Source organism: Pseudomonas sp. AC255 (assembly GCF_979258175.1).
Genome location: NZ_OZ409841.1, coordinates 2,153,892 through 2,170,855 on the forward strand (window position 1 = coordinate 2,153,892; position 16,964 = coordinate 2,170,855).

9 protein-coding genes and 1 tRNA gene are annotated in these 16,964 nt (G+C 61.0%); 7 read left to right on the forward strand and 3 right to left on the reverse strand.

What is annotated here, in order from left to right; all coding sequences use genetic code 11:
• Positions 1 to 83: 83 nt before the first annotated feature.
• Entirely contained in the window at positions 84 to 941 is an 858-nt protein-coding gene (locus ACZZ0K_RS09910; protein ID WP_016774822.1) for a glucose 1-dehydrogenase, read from the reverse strand.
• 229 nt (positions 942 to 1,170) lie between these two features.
• Entirely contained in the window at positions 1,171 to 2,325 is a 1,155-nt protein-coding gene (locus ACZZ0K_RS09915) for a MalY/PatB family protein (RefSeq protein WP_258706740.1), read from the reverse strand.
• Positions 2,326 to 2,676: 351 nt separating this feature from the next.
• Here ACZZ0K_RS09915 and fdnG point away from each other — a divergent pair, with 351 nt between their 5' ends.
• The 7 genes from fdnG (at position 2,677) to ACZZ0K_RS09950 (ending at position 12,876) form a co-directional block, all read left to right on the forward strand.
• Positions 2,677 to 5,742, forward strand: a complete 3,066-nt coding sequence (gene fdnG, locus ACZZ0K_RS09920; RefSeq protein ID WP_258706739.1) for a formate dehydrogenase-N subunit alpha — start codon at positions 2,677 to 2,679, stop codon at positions 5,740 to 5,742.
• A complete protein-coding gene (fdxH, locus tag ACZZ0K_RS09925; RefSeq protein ID WP_258706738.1) occupies positions 5,743 to 6,678 on the forward strand; it encodes a formate dehydrogenase subunit beta in 936 nt (311 codons plus the stop codon).
• Positions 6,675 to 7,340, forward strand: coding sequence for a formate dehydrogenase subunit gamma (locus tag ACZZ0K_RS09930; protein ID WP_071172525.1), 666 nt, complete (start codon positions 6,675 to 6,677; stop codon positions 7,338 to 7,340). The genes fdxH and ACZZ0K_RS09930 overlap by 4 nt, the downstream gene beginning before the upstream one ends.
• Before the next feature lie 3 nt (positions 7,341 to 7,343).
• Positions 7,344 to 8,270, forward strand: a complete 927-nt coding sequence (gene fdhE / locus ACZZ0K_RS09935) for a formate dehydrogenase accessory protein FdhE (protein ID WP_252884264.1) — start codon at positions 7,344 to 7,346, stop codon at positions 8,268 to 8,270.
• A gap of 1,179 nt (positions 8,271 to 9,449) precedes the next feature.
• Positions 9,450 to 10,862, forward strand: coding sequence for an L-seryl-tRNA(Sec) selenium transferase (gene selA, locus ACZZ0K_RS09940; RefSeq protein ID WP_258706737.1), 1,413 nt, complete (start codon positions 9,450 to 9,452; stop codon positions 10,860 to 10,862).
• Positions 10,859 to 12,775 carry a selenocysteine-specific translation elongation factor gene (gene selB, locus ACZZ0K_RS09945; RefSeq protein ID WP_258706736.1) on the forward strand — a complete coding sequence of 639 codons (1,917 nt, stop codon included), beginning with the start codon at positions 10,859 to 10,861 and terminating at the stop codon, positions 12,773 to 12,775. The genes selA and selB overlap by 4 nt, the downstream gene beginning before the upstream one ends.
• A 5-nt stretch (positions 12,776 to 12,780) precedes the next feature.
• Positions 12,781 to 12,876: transfer RNA gene (locus tag ACZZ0K_RS09950), tRNA-Sec, on the forward strand.
• Between the two features lie 559 nt (positions 12,877 to 13,435).
• On the opposite strand, the gene ACZZ0K_RS09955 is transcribed toward ACZZ0K_RS09950, so the two are convergent.
• Entirely contained in the window at positions 13,436 to 16,867 is a 3,432-nt protein-coding gene (locus ACZZ0K_RS09955; protein WP_258706735.1) for an Ig-like domain-containing protein, read from the reverse strand.
• Positions 16,868 to 16,964: the final 97 nt, after the last annotated feature.

Genomic DNA, 16,964 nt, shown 5'->3' on the forward strand with positions numbered 1-16,964 from the left:
ACCTCCTGTTCCAGTTGGCCCGTAGGCGCTTAAAGGTATGGAGAGATGCCATGCCGCTCGGGTTCAGTTTTTCTGCTGCACGGTTACAGCATCGGTTTGCCGCCGGTCACGCCGTAGCGCTGGCCGGTGATATAGCTGGCTTCGTCGGAGGCCAGCAGCACGTAAATCGGTGCGACTTCCACCGGTTGGCCCGGACGGCCGAGCGGGGTGCTGCCGCCGAAGTTCTGTACTTCTTCATCGGGCATGGTCGAGACGATCAGCGGCGTCCAGATGGGGCCTGGGGCGACGCTGTTGACGCGAATTTCCTTCGGCCCGAGCATCTGCGCCAGGCCACCGGTGAAGTTGGCGATCGCGCCTTTGGTGGTGGCGTAGGCCAGTAGAGTCGGCTTGGGCATGTCCGAGTTGACCGAGCTGGTGTTGATAATCGACGAACCGGGGCGCATGTGTTTGATCGCCGCCTGGCAGATCCTGAACATGGCGGTGATGTTGACGTCGAAGGTCATCACCCATTCGTCATCGGGGATTTCCTCGAAGTTTTCATGGGTCATCTGGAACGCGGCGTTGTTGACCAATATGTCGATGCGGCCAAAGCGCTCGACGGTCTTGTCGACCAGCGCCTGGCACTGAGCCTTTTCGGCGATATCGCCCGGCAGCAGGATGCACTGACGCCCGGCCTGTTCGACCCAGCGTGCGGTTTCCTTGGCGTCTTCGTGTTCATTCAGGTAAGCCACGGCGACGTCGGCGCCTTCACGGGCGAAGGCAATCGCCACCGCGCGACCGATGCCGCTGTCGGCACCGGTGATCAGCGCGATCTTGCCGGCGAGGCGGCCGGAACCGACGTAACTTTGCTCGCCGCAGTCTGGATACGGTTCCATCTTGCGTTGCGAGCCGGGCACCGGTTGGGCTTGTTTCGGGAAGGGTGGTTTTGGATAGTCAGTCATCGCAGGGTCTCCTGATTTCAAGTCCAGTGTTCCGGGTTGACCCGGTGGCTTTGCCTTGAGTTCGATCGGATTTGCGCTGGATTTAGTTGGCTATGCAAAACCAATGTGGGAGCGAGCCTGCTCGCGAAAGCGGTCTGTCAGACGATAAATATGTCGACTGACACTGCGCTTTCGCGAGCAGGCTCGCTCCCACAGGGGGTCATTTATACAGGGGAATCTCGGGGCAGGATCAGAGATTGCGATTAGCCAGCGCCCGCTCCATCCGCGCAATCCCTTCTTCCAGCATCGCCCTCGGGCAACCGAAGTTCAAGCGCACGAACTGCTGATGCCGGTCACCAAAATCGAGCCCGGCACTCAGCCCGACCTTGCCCTGTTCGAGGAAGAACCGCTGCGGATCCGGCAGGTCCAGCGCGGTGCAATCGAGCCACGCCAGATACGTGCCCTGCGGCACAGTGATGGTCACGCCCGGCAGCCGCGTGCGTACGGCGTTCACCAGCCAGTCGCGGTTGGCCTGCAGGTAGATTTTCAATTCCGCGAGCCAAGGCCCGGCTTCGCTGTAGGCGACGCGGGTGGCTTCCATGCCCAGCGGGTTGACGCTGTCGACCATGCCGCAGCGGGCGTGGTTGACGCGTTCACGCAGCGCGGCGTCCTGGATGATCATGAACGAGGTCTTCAGACCGGCGATGTTGTAGGCCTTGCTCGCCGACATCAGGGTGATCGTGCGCTTGGAAATTTCCGGACTCAGCGAGGCGGTGGGAATGTGCACGCGGCCGTCGAAGCACAGTTCGGCATGAATTTCGTCGGAGATGATCCACGCGTCCTGCGCTGCGCAGATATCCGCCACTGCCTGCAATTCTTCGCGGTCGAAGACCTTGCCGAGCGGGTTGTGCGGGTTGCTCAACAGCAGGGCGCCGCCGCCTTTCAGCGACTCACGCAAAGATTCCAGCGGCGTGGCGTAAGTGCCATCGGCCTGGGCTTCGAATTGCAGCTCGACCTTGTTCAGGCCCCAGTGGCCCGGCGCATGGCGCAGCGGCGGATAGTTCGGCACTTGCACGACGACATTCTGCTGCGCCTGCACCAAAGCCTTGAGCGCCATGTTGAATCCCGATTCCACGCCCGGCAGGAAAATCAGCTCCTGCGGTTTGACCTGCCATGCGTACTTGTTCCACAGGTCGGCGACGATGGCTGCACGCAGGTTGTCCTGGGCCACGCTGTAACCTAGCAGCGGGTGCAGCAGGCGCTGTTGCAAGGCTTCGACGATGACCGGCGGCGCGGCGAAATCCATATCAGCGACCCACATCGGCAACACATCGGCCGGGTAGCGGCTCCACTTGGTGCTACCAGTGTGGTGGCGGTCGAACAGCTGATCAAAATCGAAAGTCATGCGCGGTCTCGGGGCGGCGGGTGGTTCGTGGGCGCCATGATAACTCGTGGCCCGGGCGGGGCACATAAATCCTGACGGCAACCTCATAACCCTGTGGGAGCTGGCTTGCCAGCGATGGCGCCGGCACAGTCGGCATAGGTGTTGCTGACCCACCGCAATCGCTGGCAAGCCAGCTCCCACAGGGATTGGGGTGCAGGGCAAATTCTGCGCCCACACACCCGACGGTCGGTTTTCACACAATCGGCAAGGTCTTTGTCTACAGTGAAAAAGTCGGCGTCAAGGCGTCGCAACCGTGATTGTCCAGATAAAGCCCGGCACAAGTACCGGGTTCCACCTGATCAGGAGTGCACGATGGATCTCAGCCGTCGTCAGTTCTTCAAGGTCGCCGGTATCGGCCTTGCAGGCTCAAGCTTGGGCGCGTTGGGCATGGCCCCGACGGCGGCCTTCGCCGAGCAGGTGCGTCACTTCAAGCTCGCCCACACCCGTGAAACCCGCAACACCTGCCCGTATTGCTCGGTCGGTTGCGGTTTGATCATGTACAGCCAGGGCGATGCCGGCAAGAACGTGGCGCAAAACATCATTCATATCGAAGGCGATTCCGACCACCCGGTCAATCGCGGCACGCTGTGCCCGAAAGGCGCGGGCCTGCTCGACTTCATTCACAGCCCCGGCCGCTTGCAGTACCCGCAAGTGCGCAAGCCCGGCAGCAATGAATGGACGCGCATCGGCTGGGACGAAGCCCTCGATCGCATCGCCGACCTGATGAAGGCCGACCGCGACGCCAACTTCATCGAGAAAAATGTTAACGGGCAAACGGTGAATCGCTGGCTGACCACCGGTTTTCTCGCGGCATCGGCGGCATCCAACGAAGCCGGCTACATCACTCAGAAGGTGATTCGCAGCCTCGGTCTGCTGGGGTTCGATAACCAGGCGCGTGTCTGACACGGCCCGACGGTGGCAAGTCTTGCCCCGACGTACGGCCGTGGTGCCATGACCAACACCTGGACCGATATCGCCAACGCGAATCTGATCCTGGTGATGGGTGGCAACGCAGCAGAAGCGCATCCGTGCGGCTTCAAATGGGTGACCGAGGCCAAGGCGCACAACGCCGCGCGGCTGATCGTGGTTGACCCGCGTTTTACCCGGACCGCTTCGGTGGCCGACTATTACGCGCCGATCCGCACCGGTACCGACATCGCCTTCATGGGCGGATTGATCAATTACCTGCTGACCGAGGACAAGATCCAGCACGAATACGTGCGCAATTACACCGACGTGTCGTTCATCGTCAAAGCCGGCTATGGCTTCGAAGACGGCCTGTTCAGCGGCTATGACGCGGAAAAACGCAGCTATACCGACAAGTCCGGCTGGGGTTACGAATTCGCCGAGGACGGTTTCGTCCGCGTCGACCCGACCCTGCAAGACCCGCGCTGCGTCTATCAACTGATGAAGCAGCATTACAGCCGCTACAACATCGACCTGGCCAGCCAGATCTGCGGCATGCCGGTCGACGCCATGCAGAAAATCTGGGAAGAGATCGCCACCTGCTCGACACCGGGCAAGACCATGACGATTCTCTACGCGCTCGGCTGGACGCAGCACTCGATCGGCGCGCAGATCATCCGCAGCGCGGCGATGGTGCAGTTGTTGTTGGGCAACGTCGGCATGCCCGGCGGTGGCGTCAACGCTTTGCGCGGGCACTCGAACATCCAGGGCCTGACCGACCTCGGTCTGCTGTCCAACGCCTTGCCCGGCTACCTCACGCTGCCCAGCGACAGCGAGCAGGATTACGGTCAGTTCATCTTCAAACGCACGCAGGTTCCGCTCAGACCGGGGCAGCTTTCGTACTGGCAGAACTACAGCAAGTTCCACGTCAGCCTGATGAAATCCTGGTACGGCGCCAACGCCACCGCCGAGAACAACTGGCTGTTCGACCATTTGCCGAAGCTCGACATCCCCAACTACGACGTGCTGAAAATGTTCGACCTGATGAGCCAGGGCAAGGTCAACGGCTACTTCTGCCAAGGCTTCAATCCGATCGCTGCGTTACCGGACAAGAACCGCGTGATGGGCGCATTGGCCAAGCTCAAGTGGCTGGTGGTGATGGACCCGCTGGCCACCGAGACTTCGGAGTTCTGGCAGAACGTCGGGCCGTACAACGACGTGAAAACCGCTGAAATCCAGACCGAAGTCATTCGCCTGCCGACCACCTGTTTTGCCGAGGAAGACGGCTCGCTGGTCAACAGCAGCCGCTGGCTGCAATGGCACTGGAAGGGTGCCGACGGCCCCGGCGAAGCACAGACCGACATTCGCATCATGAGCGAACTGTTCCTGCGCCTGCGCCAGCGTTATCAGATCGAAGGCGGCAAGTTTCCTGATCCGCTGCTGAAACTGTCGTGGCCGTACAAGATCCCCGACGAGCCTTCGCCGGAAGAACTGGCGCGGGAAATCAACGGCACCGCTGTCAGCGATTTCACCGATGCCAGTGGCGTTACGGTCAAGGCTGGTACGCAACTGGCCGGTTTCGGCTTGCTCAAGGATGACGGCAGCACCGCGTCCGGTTGCTGGATTTTCGCCGGCAGCTGGACCGAGGCCGGCAACCAGATGGCCCGGCGCGATAACGCCGACCCGTTCGGCATGCACCAGCATCAGGGCTGGGCGTGGGCGTGGCCGGCCAATCGGCGGATTCTCTACAACCGCGCCTCGGCGGACCCGGCGGGCAAACCGTGGGACCCGAAAAAGCGGCTGGTGTGGTGGAACGGCAAGACCTGGACCGGCACCGATGTGCCGGACTACAAGGCCGACGTGCCGCCGGAAGCCGGGATGAATCCGTTCATCATGAACCCCGAAGGCGTGGCCCGGTTCTTCGCCGTCGACAAGATGAACGAAGGGCCATTCCCTGAGCACTACGAGCCGTTCGAAACGCCGATCGGCATCAACCCGCTGCACCCGCAAAACAAGAAGGCCACCAGCAACCCGGCGGCGCGGATCTTCGATTCGGTCTGGGAAACCCTCGGCGAAGCCAAGGACTTCCCGTACGCCGGCACCAGCTACCGGCTTACCGAGCATTTCCATTTCTGGAGCAAGCACTGCAAGTTGAACGCGATTGCTCAGCCCGAGCAGTTCGTGGAAATCGGTGAAGTGCTGGCGAACGAGAAGGGCATCGCTGCCGGTGATCGGGTGCGGGTCAGTTGCAAGCGCGGCTTTATCGAAGCGGTGGCGGTGGTGACCAAACGGATCCGGCCGCTGCAGGTCAACGGCCAGGTCGTGCATCAGATCGGCATCCCGCTGCACTGGGGTTTCACCGGCCTGACGCGCCACGGTTACCTGACCAACACCCTGGTGCCGTTCCTCGGCGATGGCAACACTCAGACCCCGGAATCCAAGTCATTCCTGGTCAACGTGGAGAAACTGTAAATGGCCAGCCAAGACATCATTGCCCGCTCGGCCACCACCACCGTGCCGCCGTCGGTAAGGACTCAGCAGGGCGTTGCCAAGCTGATCGACACGACCAAGTGCATCGGCTGCAAGGCCTGCCAGGTCGCCTGCTCGGAATGGAACGAGCTGCGCGACGAGGTCGGCCACAACCACGGCACCTACGACAATCCGCAGGATTTGACGGCGGATTCGTGGACGCTGATGCGCTTCACCGAGCACGAAACCGACGCCGGCAACCTCGAATGGCTGATCCGCAAGGACGGCTGCATGCACTGCGCCGAGCCCGGTTGTCTGGCCGCGTGCCCAAGCCCCGGGGCGATCATTCAGCATGCCAACGGCATCGTCGATTTCGATCAGGACCACTGCATCGGTTGCGGCTATTGCATCACCGGTTGCCCGTTCAACATTCCGCGCATCTCGCAGAAGGATCACAAGGCCTACAAATGCACGCTGTGTTCCGATCGGGTGGCGGTGGGGCTGGAGCCGGCCTGCGTGAAAACCTGCCCGACCGGCGCGATCGTCTTCGGCACCAAGGAAGACATGAAAGAACACGCCGCCGAACGCATCGTCGACCTGAAAAGCCGTGGCTTTGAAAACGCCGGTTTGTACGACCCGGCAGGCGTTGGTGGCACCCACGTGATGTACGTGCTGCATCACGCCGACACGCCAAAAATCTATGCAGGTTTGCCGGACCATCCGGCGATCAGTCCGCTGGTGGGTTTGTGGAAAGGCATCAGCAAACCCCTCGGCCTGCTGGCGATGGGCGCGGCGGTGCTGGCCGGGTTCTTCCACTACGTGCGCATCGGGCCGAATCGCGTCGAGGAGGATGAACATCCGACGCCACCCGACAACTCGGTGCACGTGGTCGATCCGGCGGTGCACACCTTCGATCCACGCGGGGAGGAGCGGCCATGAGCAACAAGACGATCCTGCGTTACAGCGCCAACCAGCGCACCAATCACTGGCTGGTGGCGATTCTGTTTTTCATGGCCGGGTTGTCCGGGCTGGCGTTGTTTCATCCGTCGCTGTTCTGGCTCAGTAATCTGTTCGGCGGCGGCACCTGGACGCGCATCCTGCACCCGTACATGGGCATCGCCATGTTCGTGCTGTTTCTCGGCCTGGTGTTCAGCTTCTGGCGCACCAACTTTTTCATCGCCAATGATCGCCAGTGGCTGCGGCGGATCAACCGGGTGATGGTCAACGACGAAGAAAGCGTGCCGCCGGTAGGCAAATACAACGCCGGGCAGAAGTTGCTGTTCTGGACTTTACTGCTGTGCATGCTCGCGTTGCTGTTCACCGGGCTGGTGATCTGGCGCGCGTGGTTCAGCGCGTACTTCGGCATCACCACGATCCGCTGGGCCATGCTGTTGCATGCGCTGGCCGGATTCGTGCTGGTGCTGAGCATCATCGTGCACATCTACGCCGGTTTGTGGATCAAGGGTTCGGTCGACGCCATGCTGCATGGCTGGGTCAGCCGGCCGTGGGCGAAGAAACACCATGAACTGTGGTACCGCGAGGTGACCCGCGACGAACAGCCTCGGGACGTGCCCGAGCGACCGCTGACAAAAAAGGGCTGACTTTTGCCAAGCATTCTTGAACCTGGGGAAATCGAGGCGGCGGCCAGTTCGCCGCCGTTTCTGCATCTGCCGCCACGTAACCTGTTTGCCCTGCGCGCTGAACGCCTCGAGCGTCTGGCCGAGGGCAATGGGTTGGTGGATTATCTGCGGCTGATGGCCGGATTGTGCCGGGCGCAGCAGCAGGTCTTCGACGATCCGCCGCTCACCGCGCCGTTTGATGCGCAGCGTTTCGAAGCCTGTCAGCAACACGGTCTGCCACCATTCGCGGCAGATACCTTGGTGCGCGAAGATGCCTGGCAGCCGTGGCTTGACGCCTTGCTGCAGCGCTATGCGCCAGCGGATCAACCTGCAGTGATCGACGCGCTGGACACTCTGCGCGGGACCAGTTCCGGCCAGTTGCGCGCGTGGGCGGTGGCGCTGGTCAGTGGGCAGTATTCGCTGGTGCCGGCGGCGCTGGTGCCGTTTCTCGGCGCCGCCCTGCAAACCGCCTGGAGCCATTGGCTGCTCAGTGTGCCAAATCTGCAACTCAAGCCTGGCGACAGCCTCAGCCAATGCCCGGCCTGTGGTTCGCCGGCCATGGCCGGGGTGATTCGCCATCGCGGCAAGCACAACGGTTTGCGCTATCTGGTGTGTTCGCTGTGCGCCTGCGAATGGCATGTGGTGCGGGTCAAGTGCGTGTATTGCGAGCAGAGCAAGGGCCTTGAGTATCTGAGCCAGGAAGACGACCGGCACAGCGCCGAACAGGCGCCGCTGCGCGCCGAAGTCTGCCCGAGCTGCAACAGCTACCTGAAATTGCTCTATCTGGAGAACGACGCCGAAGCCGAGGCGTTGTCGGCGGATCTCGGCAGTTTGCTGTTGGACATGCGTTTGGCCCAGGACGGCTATCAGCGTCTGGCGCCCAATCTGTTGCTGGCGCCGGGGGACGAATGACCAGAGCGAAACTGGGGAAGGGGGTGTGCTCCCACAGGTTTTTGTGGTGACCGACAATGTTCATTCCACCCCGAATCCCTGTGGGAGCTGGCTTGCCGGCGATTGGTCGGCACATCCACCGCCTTCTTTGACTGACCCACCGCAATCGCTGGCAAGCCAGCTCCCACAAGTCTATGTGCCGAATCACAAAGCCCGGTCAGCCCCGGATTTCCCTGTGGGAGCGAGCCTGCTCGCGAAGGCGTCGTTTCAGACACATCATCTTTGACTGACTTACCGCATTCGCGAGCAGGCTCGCTCCCACAGGTTTTGTGGTGACCAACAATGTTCATTCCGCCCCGAATCCCTGTGGGAGCTGGCTTGCCAGCGATTGGTCGGCACATCCACCGCCTTCTTTGACTGACCCACCGCAATCGCTGGCAAGCCAGCTCCCACAGATTTGTGTGCCGAATCACAAAGCCCGGTCAGCCCCGGATTTCTCTGTGGGAGCGAGCCTGCTCGCGAAGGCGTCAGGTCAGCCACATCCACACTGACTGACACACCACATTCGCGAGCAGGCTCGCTCCCACAGGTTTTGTGGTGACCAACAATGTTCATTCCGCCCCGAATCCCTGTGGGAGCTGGCTTGCCAGCGATTCAATCGGCACATCCACCGCCTTCTTTGACGGACCCACCGCAATCGCTGGCAAGCCAGCTCCCACAGACTTCTGTGCCGAATCACAAAGCCCGGTCAGCCCCGGGTTTCTCTGTGGGAGCGAGCCTGCTCGCGAAGGCGTCAGGTCAGCCACATCCACACTGACTGACACACCACATTCGCGAGCAGGCTCGCTCCCACAGGTTTTTGTGGTGACCAACAATGTTCATTCCACCCCGAATCCCTGTGGGAGCTGGCTTGCCAGCGATTGGTCGGCACATCCACCACCTTTTTTGACGGACCCACCGCAATCGCTGGCAAGCCAGCTCCCACAGACTTCTGTGCCGAATCACAAAGCCCGGTCAGCCCCGGGTTTCTCTGTGGGAGCGAGCCTGCTCGCGAAGGCGTCAGGTCAGCCACATCCACACTGACTGACACACCACATTCGCGAGCAGGCTAGCTCCGGCAGTGCGTCTACACTTCTGAAACCCTTTTGGGAGCAAGCTTGCTCCCAAAAGGGATTGTTTCAGTGAAATCAGGAGTGGCTGATGTCTTCCAGCGTTGCCCTGCGGTTGCCGTCCATTGATGGGTTGTTGCGTCATCCGGCGTGCGCGCCGTTGGCCGAACGTTACGGCCGGGATTCGTTGCTGACTGGCCTGCGTCAGTTGCTTGATGAGCTGCGGCCCGGCGTATTGAGCGGGCAATTGGCGGCCGTGGAGATCGGCCCCGAAGTGCTCGCCGGCCGCGTCGGCGAACGCCTGGCGCAACAGCAGCGCAGCCAGGTGCGCCGGGTGTTCAACCTGACCGGCACGGTGCTGCACACCAATCTCGGCCGCGCCTTGCTGCCCGAAGAAGCCATCGAAGCGGTGCAAATGGCCGCACGTTATCCGCTCAATCTCGAATTCGATCTGGCGAGCGGCAAGCGCGGTGATCGTGACGACCTGATCGAAGGGCTGATCCGCGAACTGACCGGCGCCGAAGCCGTCACCGTGGTCAACAACAATGCCGCTGCCGTGCTGCTCACGCTCAACAGCCTCGGCGCGCGCAAGGAAGGCATCATTTCCCGTGGCGAACTGATCGAGATCGGCGGCGCTTTCCGCATCCCCGACATCATGGCCCGGGCCGGCGTGCGCCTGCACGAAGTCGGCACCACCAACCGCACCCATGCCCGGGATTACCAAGCGGCAATCGGTCCGCGCAGCGGGTTGATCATGCGCGTGCATGCCAGCAACTACAGCATCGAAGGCTTCACCGCGCGAGTGGCGACTGCGGAACTGGCCGAGTTGGCACACGCTCATGGCTTGCCGTTGCTGGAAGATCTGGGCAGCGGCAGTCTGCTCGACCTGACGCGCTGGGGGCTGCCGGCGGAACCGACCGTGCGGCAGGCGCTGCTCGATGGCGCCGACATCGTCACCTTCAGCGGCGACAAATTGCTCGGCGGGCCGCAGGCCGGGTTGATCGTCGGGCGCAAAGAACTGATCGCGAAGATCAAGAAGAATCCACTGAAGCGCGCACTGCGGGTCGATAAATTGACCTTGGCCGCGCTGGAAGCGGTGCTCGGTCTGTACCGCGATCCGGATCGCCTCGCCGAGCGTCTGCCGAGCCTGCGCCTGCTGACCCGGCCCCAGGCCGACATTCATGCTCAGGCTCTGCGTTTGCAACCGTTGCTCGCCGATGTGTTGGGCGAGGTCTGGCAGGTCAGCGCGGTCGAGGCGTTGGGCATGATCGGCAGCGGCAGCCAACCGGTGGCGCGCTTGCCGAGTGCAGCGCTGTGTTGCCGCCCGCAAGTGTCCAAGCGCTGGCGCGGGCGTTATCTGCTCAATCTCGAAGCAGCGTTGCGCGGTTTGCCGATCCCGGTGCTCGGGCGAATCGGCGACGATGCGCTGTGGCTGGATCTACGCCAGCTCGACGCTGAGCCAGCGTGGCTGGCGCAGTTGCCGCAATTGCAGGTCGATCCGTGATCGTCGGCACGGCGGGGCACATCGACCACGGCAAGACTTCGCTGTTGCAGGCGCTGACCGGGCAAACCGGCGACCGCCGCCCGCAGGAGCGCGAACGCGGCATGACCATCGATCTGGGTTATCTCTACGCCGAACTCGCAGCGGGCTCCGGGCTGACCGGCTTCATCGACGTGCCCGGCCACGAAAAATTCACCCACAACATGCTCGCTGGTGCGCAGGGCATCGATCTGGTGTTGCTGGTGGTAGCGGCCGACGACGGCGTGATGCCACAGACGCGAGAGCATCTGGCGATCGTCGAACTGCTCGGCATTCCCCGCGCGCTGGTGGCGATCACTAAATGCGACCGGGCGGGAGCGGGCAGGGTGGAAGAGGTGCAGCGCCAGGTCCTGGACCTGCTCGCGCCCGGACCATTTGCTGATGCGCCGATTTTTACCGTGTCGAGTGTGAGCGGGCAGGGCGTCGATGGATTGCGCGCGGCGTTGTTGCAGGTGCGGAGCGAGGTGCAGGCGCGCGGTTGCGAAGGCGGCTTTCGTCTGGCGATTGATCGGGCTTTCAGCGTCGCGGGTGCGGGGATCGTGGTCACGGGCACCGCGCTGTCGGGCACGGTTGCGGTCGGCGAAAAACTGGTTCTGGCGCCTGCCGGCAAATCGGTGCGCATCCGTGGCCTGCACGCGCAAAACCAGGTCGCCGAGCAAGCGTTCGCCGGCCAGCGCGTGGCGCTGAACCTCAGCGGCGAACGTCTGGAACTGACGCAGATCCACCGTGGCCAATGGCTGCTGGCGGACTGGCTGCATGCCCCGACCCAGCGCATCGACATCGACTTTCATCTGTTGCCGGGCGAGCGCACCTTCGAACACTTCCACCCGGTGCATCTGCACCTCGGCACCCAAGATGTCATCGCCCGCGTCGCCTTGCTGCAAGGCCCGCGCCTGAGCCCCGGCGAGCGCATGTTCGCGCAACTGCTGATCAACGCGCCGGTGCACGCAATGAATGGCGATCGATTGATCCTGCGCGACGCCAGCGCCCAGCGAACCCTCGGCGGCGGTGTTGTGCTCGACCCATTCGCCCCGGCGCGCCAACGCCGCAGCCCGGAACGCCTTGCGCAACTGCAAACCCTTGTCCTTAGCGTCAGCCTCGAACAGGCCCTGCCGACACTGCTCAACCACAGCCCCGGCGGCTTCGACCCGCAACGCCTCGAACGCCAGTTCAACCGCCCGCGCGCGCAGTGGACGCTGGCGGAAAACATCCGCCTGATCGACACCCGCCAAGGCCCGCTGCTGTTCAACGTGCAGCGCTGGGGCCAGTTGAAATTCACCTTGCTCGAGCAACTGGCGCGATTCCACGAACAGGAACCCGACCAGATGGGGCCGGACCGCGATCGCCTGCGCCGCTTCAGCGCGCTGGCACTGGAACGCTCGACGTTCATCAGCCTGCTCGACGAACTGCTCAACGCCGGCTCGATCCTCGCCAGCGGCCCCTGGCTGCACCTGCCCGACCATCAGGTGCGCCTGAATGCCGACGACGAAATCCTCTGGCAGCAATTACAGCCGTTGTTCGAACAGGCCGGTTTCGACCCGCCGTGGGTACGCGATGCCGCGAAAATGCTCGGCGAAGACGACGCCAGTGTCCGCCTGCTGCTGCGCAAACTCGCACGGCTGGGCCTGATGCACCAGGTGGTGCGCGACCTGTTTATCAGCGACATCGTTCTGCGGCAAATGGCGGCACTGCTGCTGAAACTCGCCGAAGAAAATCCAGCGATTGAGGTGACAACTTTCCGTGATGCGCTAGGCTTGGGACGCAAACGCTGTATTCAGTATCTGGAATATTTCGACCGACTCGGCCTGACCCGCCGGCTCGGCGAATCCCGCCAGATCCGCCCCGACAACGCGCTGGCTAACGCTTGCGCACCCTGAGTTCAGGAAGACAATCGCGCCCGGTGGCGCGGCCGGGCTTCAAACCCGGTTGGGGACGGCATCCGTTCCCGGGCAGGTTCGACTCCGGCTGTCTTCCGCCATCATTATTAAAAGTAAAGATCGCAGCCTCCGGCAGCTCCAACACCGATTTGCAGGAGCTGCCGAAGGCTGCGATCTTTTGATTCTGAATGCAGAAGAAACGTAGTCTGGCCCGTTTGGTTCGCCAGTTATTCAGAGGCAGCCGCGAACTTATGTGGGAGCGAGCCTGCTCGCGAAAACGGTATAACAGTCGACATCTCAGGGATTGACCCACCGCATTCGCGAGCAGGCTCGCTCCCACAAAGTTGGCGGCGTGAATGAAGCTTTGTGATTGACAGAAAACCCTGTGTAGGATTGCCCGCGACGGCGCCTCACTCAGCATCCTTTAGCGAGGCCCGCGACTGCGGCAACTCCAGATTATCCAGCACCCGATCCACCGCCAGTTCCCCGAGACTAGATTGGAGCAGTGGCGTGGATCGGCGTTATCTAAGTAAGTCTTAGAGAACGACGTGTGCTTGCAGTGTGGCCGCTTTTAGCACGGCTAATGAAGGCGCGGCCAAAAATTTATTGGGCGCCGTCTTGCTTAATATGAGAGATCCTATGGTTTGTTTTCAATATTAATCAATGTAATGGTTTGAGGCACCAAGCGGACCACTTTGCCAACGGTACGTCAGAAAAGTAGCCGTTATCATTGCGCTCCTTCATTAAATACCAAAAATCTCCAGGGATTTGAGACGTTTCTGCGCAAAGCCAAATCCCTTGAGCCCTTGGTAACGGTACATTGTAAACAAGGCTTATATCCTCATTAAACTTGAATTTCATTGTCGAACTGCCGCCAATCGAGTTCATCCAGTCTACCGATTCTGATGCTCGCATTTTTACATCATTCACCACCAGGCTCCACACATTAGTCACGCTGACTGGGTATGAAACTTCATTCTGCATTTGGTCGGTCACAAAAATCGTTGCCTCGCCGATCCTGTTGCCGGTAACTTTCCCTTGCTGATCAACTGAAGCAATATCACTGTTACTGGATCTATAGTTATAAGGTGAAACACCGCCCTGAGGCTGGCGAGAGTCAGTGTTGCCAACAGAGTCTCTACCTGTTTTTGGCCATTCGGGAACTTTTACTGAGAACCCATCTAGATTCATTTCGCTTGAATCAATAGTCAACTTTGCCACCACCTTCATGGTTCTTTCGGGTGACGAAGGTAGACCAGTGCCGTATAACGGTTTGGCAGTAAAGCTATACGACTTGATGCTTAACCCGGAAATGCTAAGTGTCCAATTCCCGGTTGTAACGTCGGCATCGGGCTGGCCTTTGGAGGTTGTGCCGTCGAGTACATCGACTTTCTGACCTTTGGCGGCGATCCCGCTGAGGATTACAGCGGTTTCGACGGTAGCGCCGCCGTTGGGAATCTCGGCGCCACTTGGTGAGCCTTTTACCGAGTCCAGGGTCGGCGCTATGTTTTCGTAGGCCTTGACCTTGTAAGTACGTAGAGCAAACGTCACGGCCTCGCTCTCGACTTGACTGCCGTCAAAGCCCGCTTTGAACTCCAATTCCAGATCGCTGTCTTGTTCCAGGTTTCGCAAGTCCACCCACAGAAAGTCGTGAGTGTAAAAACCCTGGTCGATCCACGTCGTATTGGTCTGCGAAGCCGGCGGTTGCCAAAAGGTTTTCGAGTACACACCCCCGCTTTTTAAAGTCCCTTTCGCTTTGAGCCAGACATATTGTTTCAGCGCAATAAGGGGATAGCTGTTCACGCGAAGGGTGGCGTTGGAGGTCAATTGGCTGACGTCCAGCTCGGGGCCTTCGCCTGCTTCGGATGCCTGCGTGATCAGCGGCTTGGGCAAACGGCTTTGGGCAATTGGTAACACCGCCAACGTACGCGTCTGCGAGTCTTTCGGGTCTTGGGTGCCGCGTGTCACGGAGTAATCAAGGGTGATTGACTTGGCGAGGTTGAAGGCGAGCACCGAGACTGCCAAGGGTATTTCCTGCGGGCCGACGGTGGTAACCGGCCATGGATCCGTGGTGTGCGAACCGGCAGGCAGCGTTCCGGGGGCGCCGGTCCAGCGGACGATGATCTTGTCGCCGACCAGCATGCCGTCATAGTTGATCACCGCCGTCAGTGCTTTCTGGGCATCCAGCGGATCGAGGCTGGTGTCGTTCGGCGCTTCCTTGATTTTTGGTTCCTTCAGACCCAGCGCCACCCCGACACTGAACTCCAATGGCTCGGCGTAACTGATCCCGCCAGCCGCGCGTTTGATTTGGTATTTGGCGATCACCGTCCCGCCTTCATTACCCTTGATCACCGCGGCCGGGATCGGGAACGGCACTTCCTTGCCGGCGGTGAGTCCGTTCAGCTTGATCGAATCGGGATACTCACCGGTGATCGAGCCGATCCAGAACATGAAGACTTCGTCGCCGGTTACTGTTTCCGTGTACTTCACGGTCAGGGTGGTGCCGGCCGTGTCGGCTGGCAGGACGCCATCCACCACGCCGTCCACCTCCGGTTGAGGCAGTTCCAGGCGTGGTTTGCCGACTCGCAGGATATCGCTGTGGATCGACTCGCGAACCGCGCGGGTGGCCTCGAACGGGTTCAGCGTGTCGAGCACTGTATCCGGGATCTGTAATTGGTAATAGAACTCCGCCGTGCCGCCGTTGACCGGGTTCAGGTGCGCGCCATCGATGTAGTACCACAGCGATTTGGCTGCGACGACGTCGTTGTGGGTGATGGGCCGAGTTGGCAGGTCTGGCAGGTAAGGCTTGAGGCCTGGCGTGGTGCCGAGCATGACTATCGTGAGGACGTGACCTTCGGCAAAGGATTTGTCGAAGGGAATCTCGAGTTCTACTCGGGCCAGCGCCGGGTCCAGTGCTCCGGAGTCCTCATCCGTCAAGATCGGCGCGGCCAGGCGCTTGACTTCGCCGATGGCGCGGATGAACTGGCTATTGGAGTGTAAATCAGCGGAATTGTCGGCTTTTTTCAGGCGGTACGACAAGGTGATCTGCGACTTGGCCAACAGGCGCAGCACAGAGTTGGGAGCCTTGTGTTCAAAAATGCTCGGCACATTTTCCAGCTCCACGCCCTCTAACTCCACGTCTATCAGCGGCCCTTCGACGGGCGTTCCCTTGATCCTGATGAATACAATGTCACCGACTTCGAACTTGTTCGTATCCCTGGCAACAATTTGCACGGTGCCATCGGCGTCGCCCAGCTTGTCGACGTCCAGTACGTTGTTCAACGTTTCCTTGAGCAACGGCGCGTCCGGCCGAGTCGTATCCACCGCGACCGGTACACGCTGCTCCGGGCTCCAGTCTTCGGAACGGTTGAACACGCAGTCGTACACTTCGAACACCACGGCCACGCCGGGCGCTTCCGCATCACCGGCCTCGCGGATGACGGCTTCTTCAATTTTCACGATGATCGGCGCTTTACCTTCGGCCTGTTCCTCGGTCAGCGGATCGCCGTAGACGAAAATCCCGCCCCAGCTGACGCGACAGACATCGCCGGCCGCGGCGAAGGGATAGGGCGGCGTGCCCTCAGCCTTGCCAATGCTGATCTTCACGCCATCCTTGACGTTGCCTGCGTGGATGCCGTCAAGAATGTCCTGAGGAATGATCATGATCAGTTTGGAATGCCCGTCGTCGCCGTTGTCATCGTGCCCGCCCGGACGAGTGAGCTTGACCAACACCTGCATGACCTCGGACGGTTGATCCGTGCCGCCCAGGGGTTTGACCACATAGGACACCGCGAACTGGCCATCGACCATATGTCGGGTGGGCACGAACATGCTCAGTTGCGTGCCGACCTCGTTTTTGTCGACGGTTTCAACCCAGACGTTCTGCCCGGTGCCCCAAAAAACGGTCAACTTGTCGCCAATCGCCATGTTCCCCCACGGGCCAGCGTGGCACCGCAGCCCGTTAAGCGGAAAATTGCCCAGCGCGGCGGCGATGTTAATGCCCCAGACATCGGGGTCCGTCGACACCGGCTCCTTGCTGCCGCCAGGAATGACGAGTTTTGCGAGTAGCAGGGGGTTGTTGGGGCTGGACATGGCGCTGACTCCGTGTGGTAAGGGACGGAGTGAGTTAACGCGCGTTGCCGGAATTGCGCACCTGTCAAAGTTGACAGGTGCGCAGTGGTATCCGACG

Coding starts and splice junctions, on each gene's coding strand:
- ACZZ0K_RS09910 (WP_016774822.1), bottom strand. CDS start 941: ATGACTGACTATCCAAAACCACCCTTCCCGAAACAAGCCCAACCGGTG.
- ACZZ0K_RS09915 (WP_258706740.1), bottom strand. CDS start 2,325: ATGACTTTCGATTTTGATCAGCTGTTCGACCGCCACCACACTGGTAGC.
- fdxH (WP_258706738.1), top strand. CDS start 5,743: ATGGCCAGCCAAGACATCATTGCCCGCTCGGCCACCACCACCGTGCCG.
- ACZZ0K_RS09930 (WP_071172525.1), top strand. CDS start 6,675: ATGAGCAACAAGACGATCCTGCGTTACAGCGCCAACCAGCGCACCAAT.
- selA (WP_258706737.1), top strand. CDS start 9,450: ATGTCTTCCAGCGTTGCCCTGCGGTTGCCGTCCATTGATGGGTTGTTG.
- ACZZ0K_RS09955 (WP_258706735.1), bottom strand. CDS start 16,867: ATGTCCAGCCCCAACAACCCCCTGCTACTCGCAAAACTCGTCATTCCT.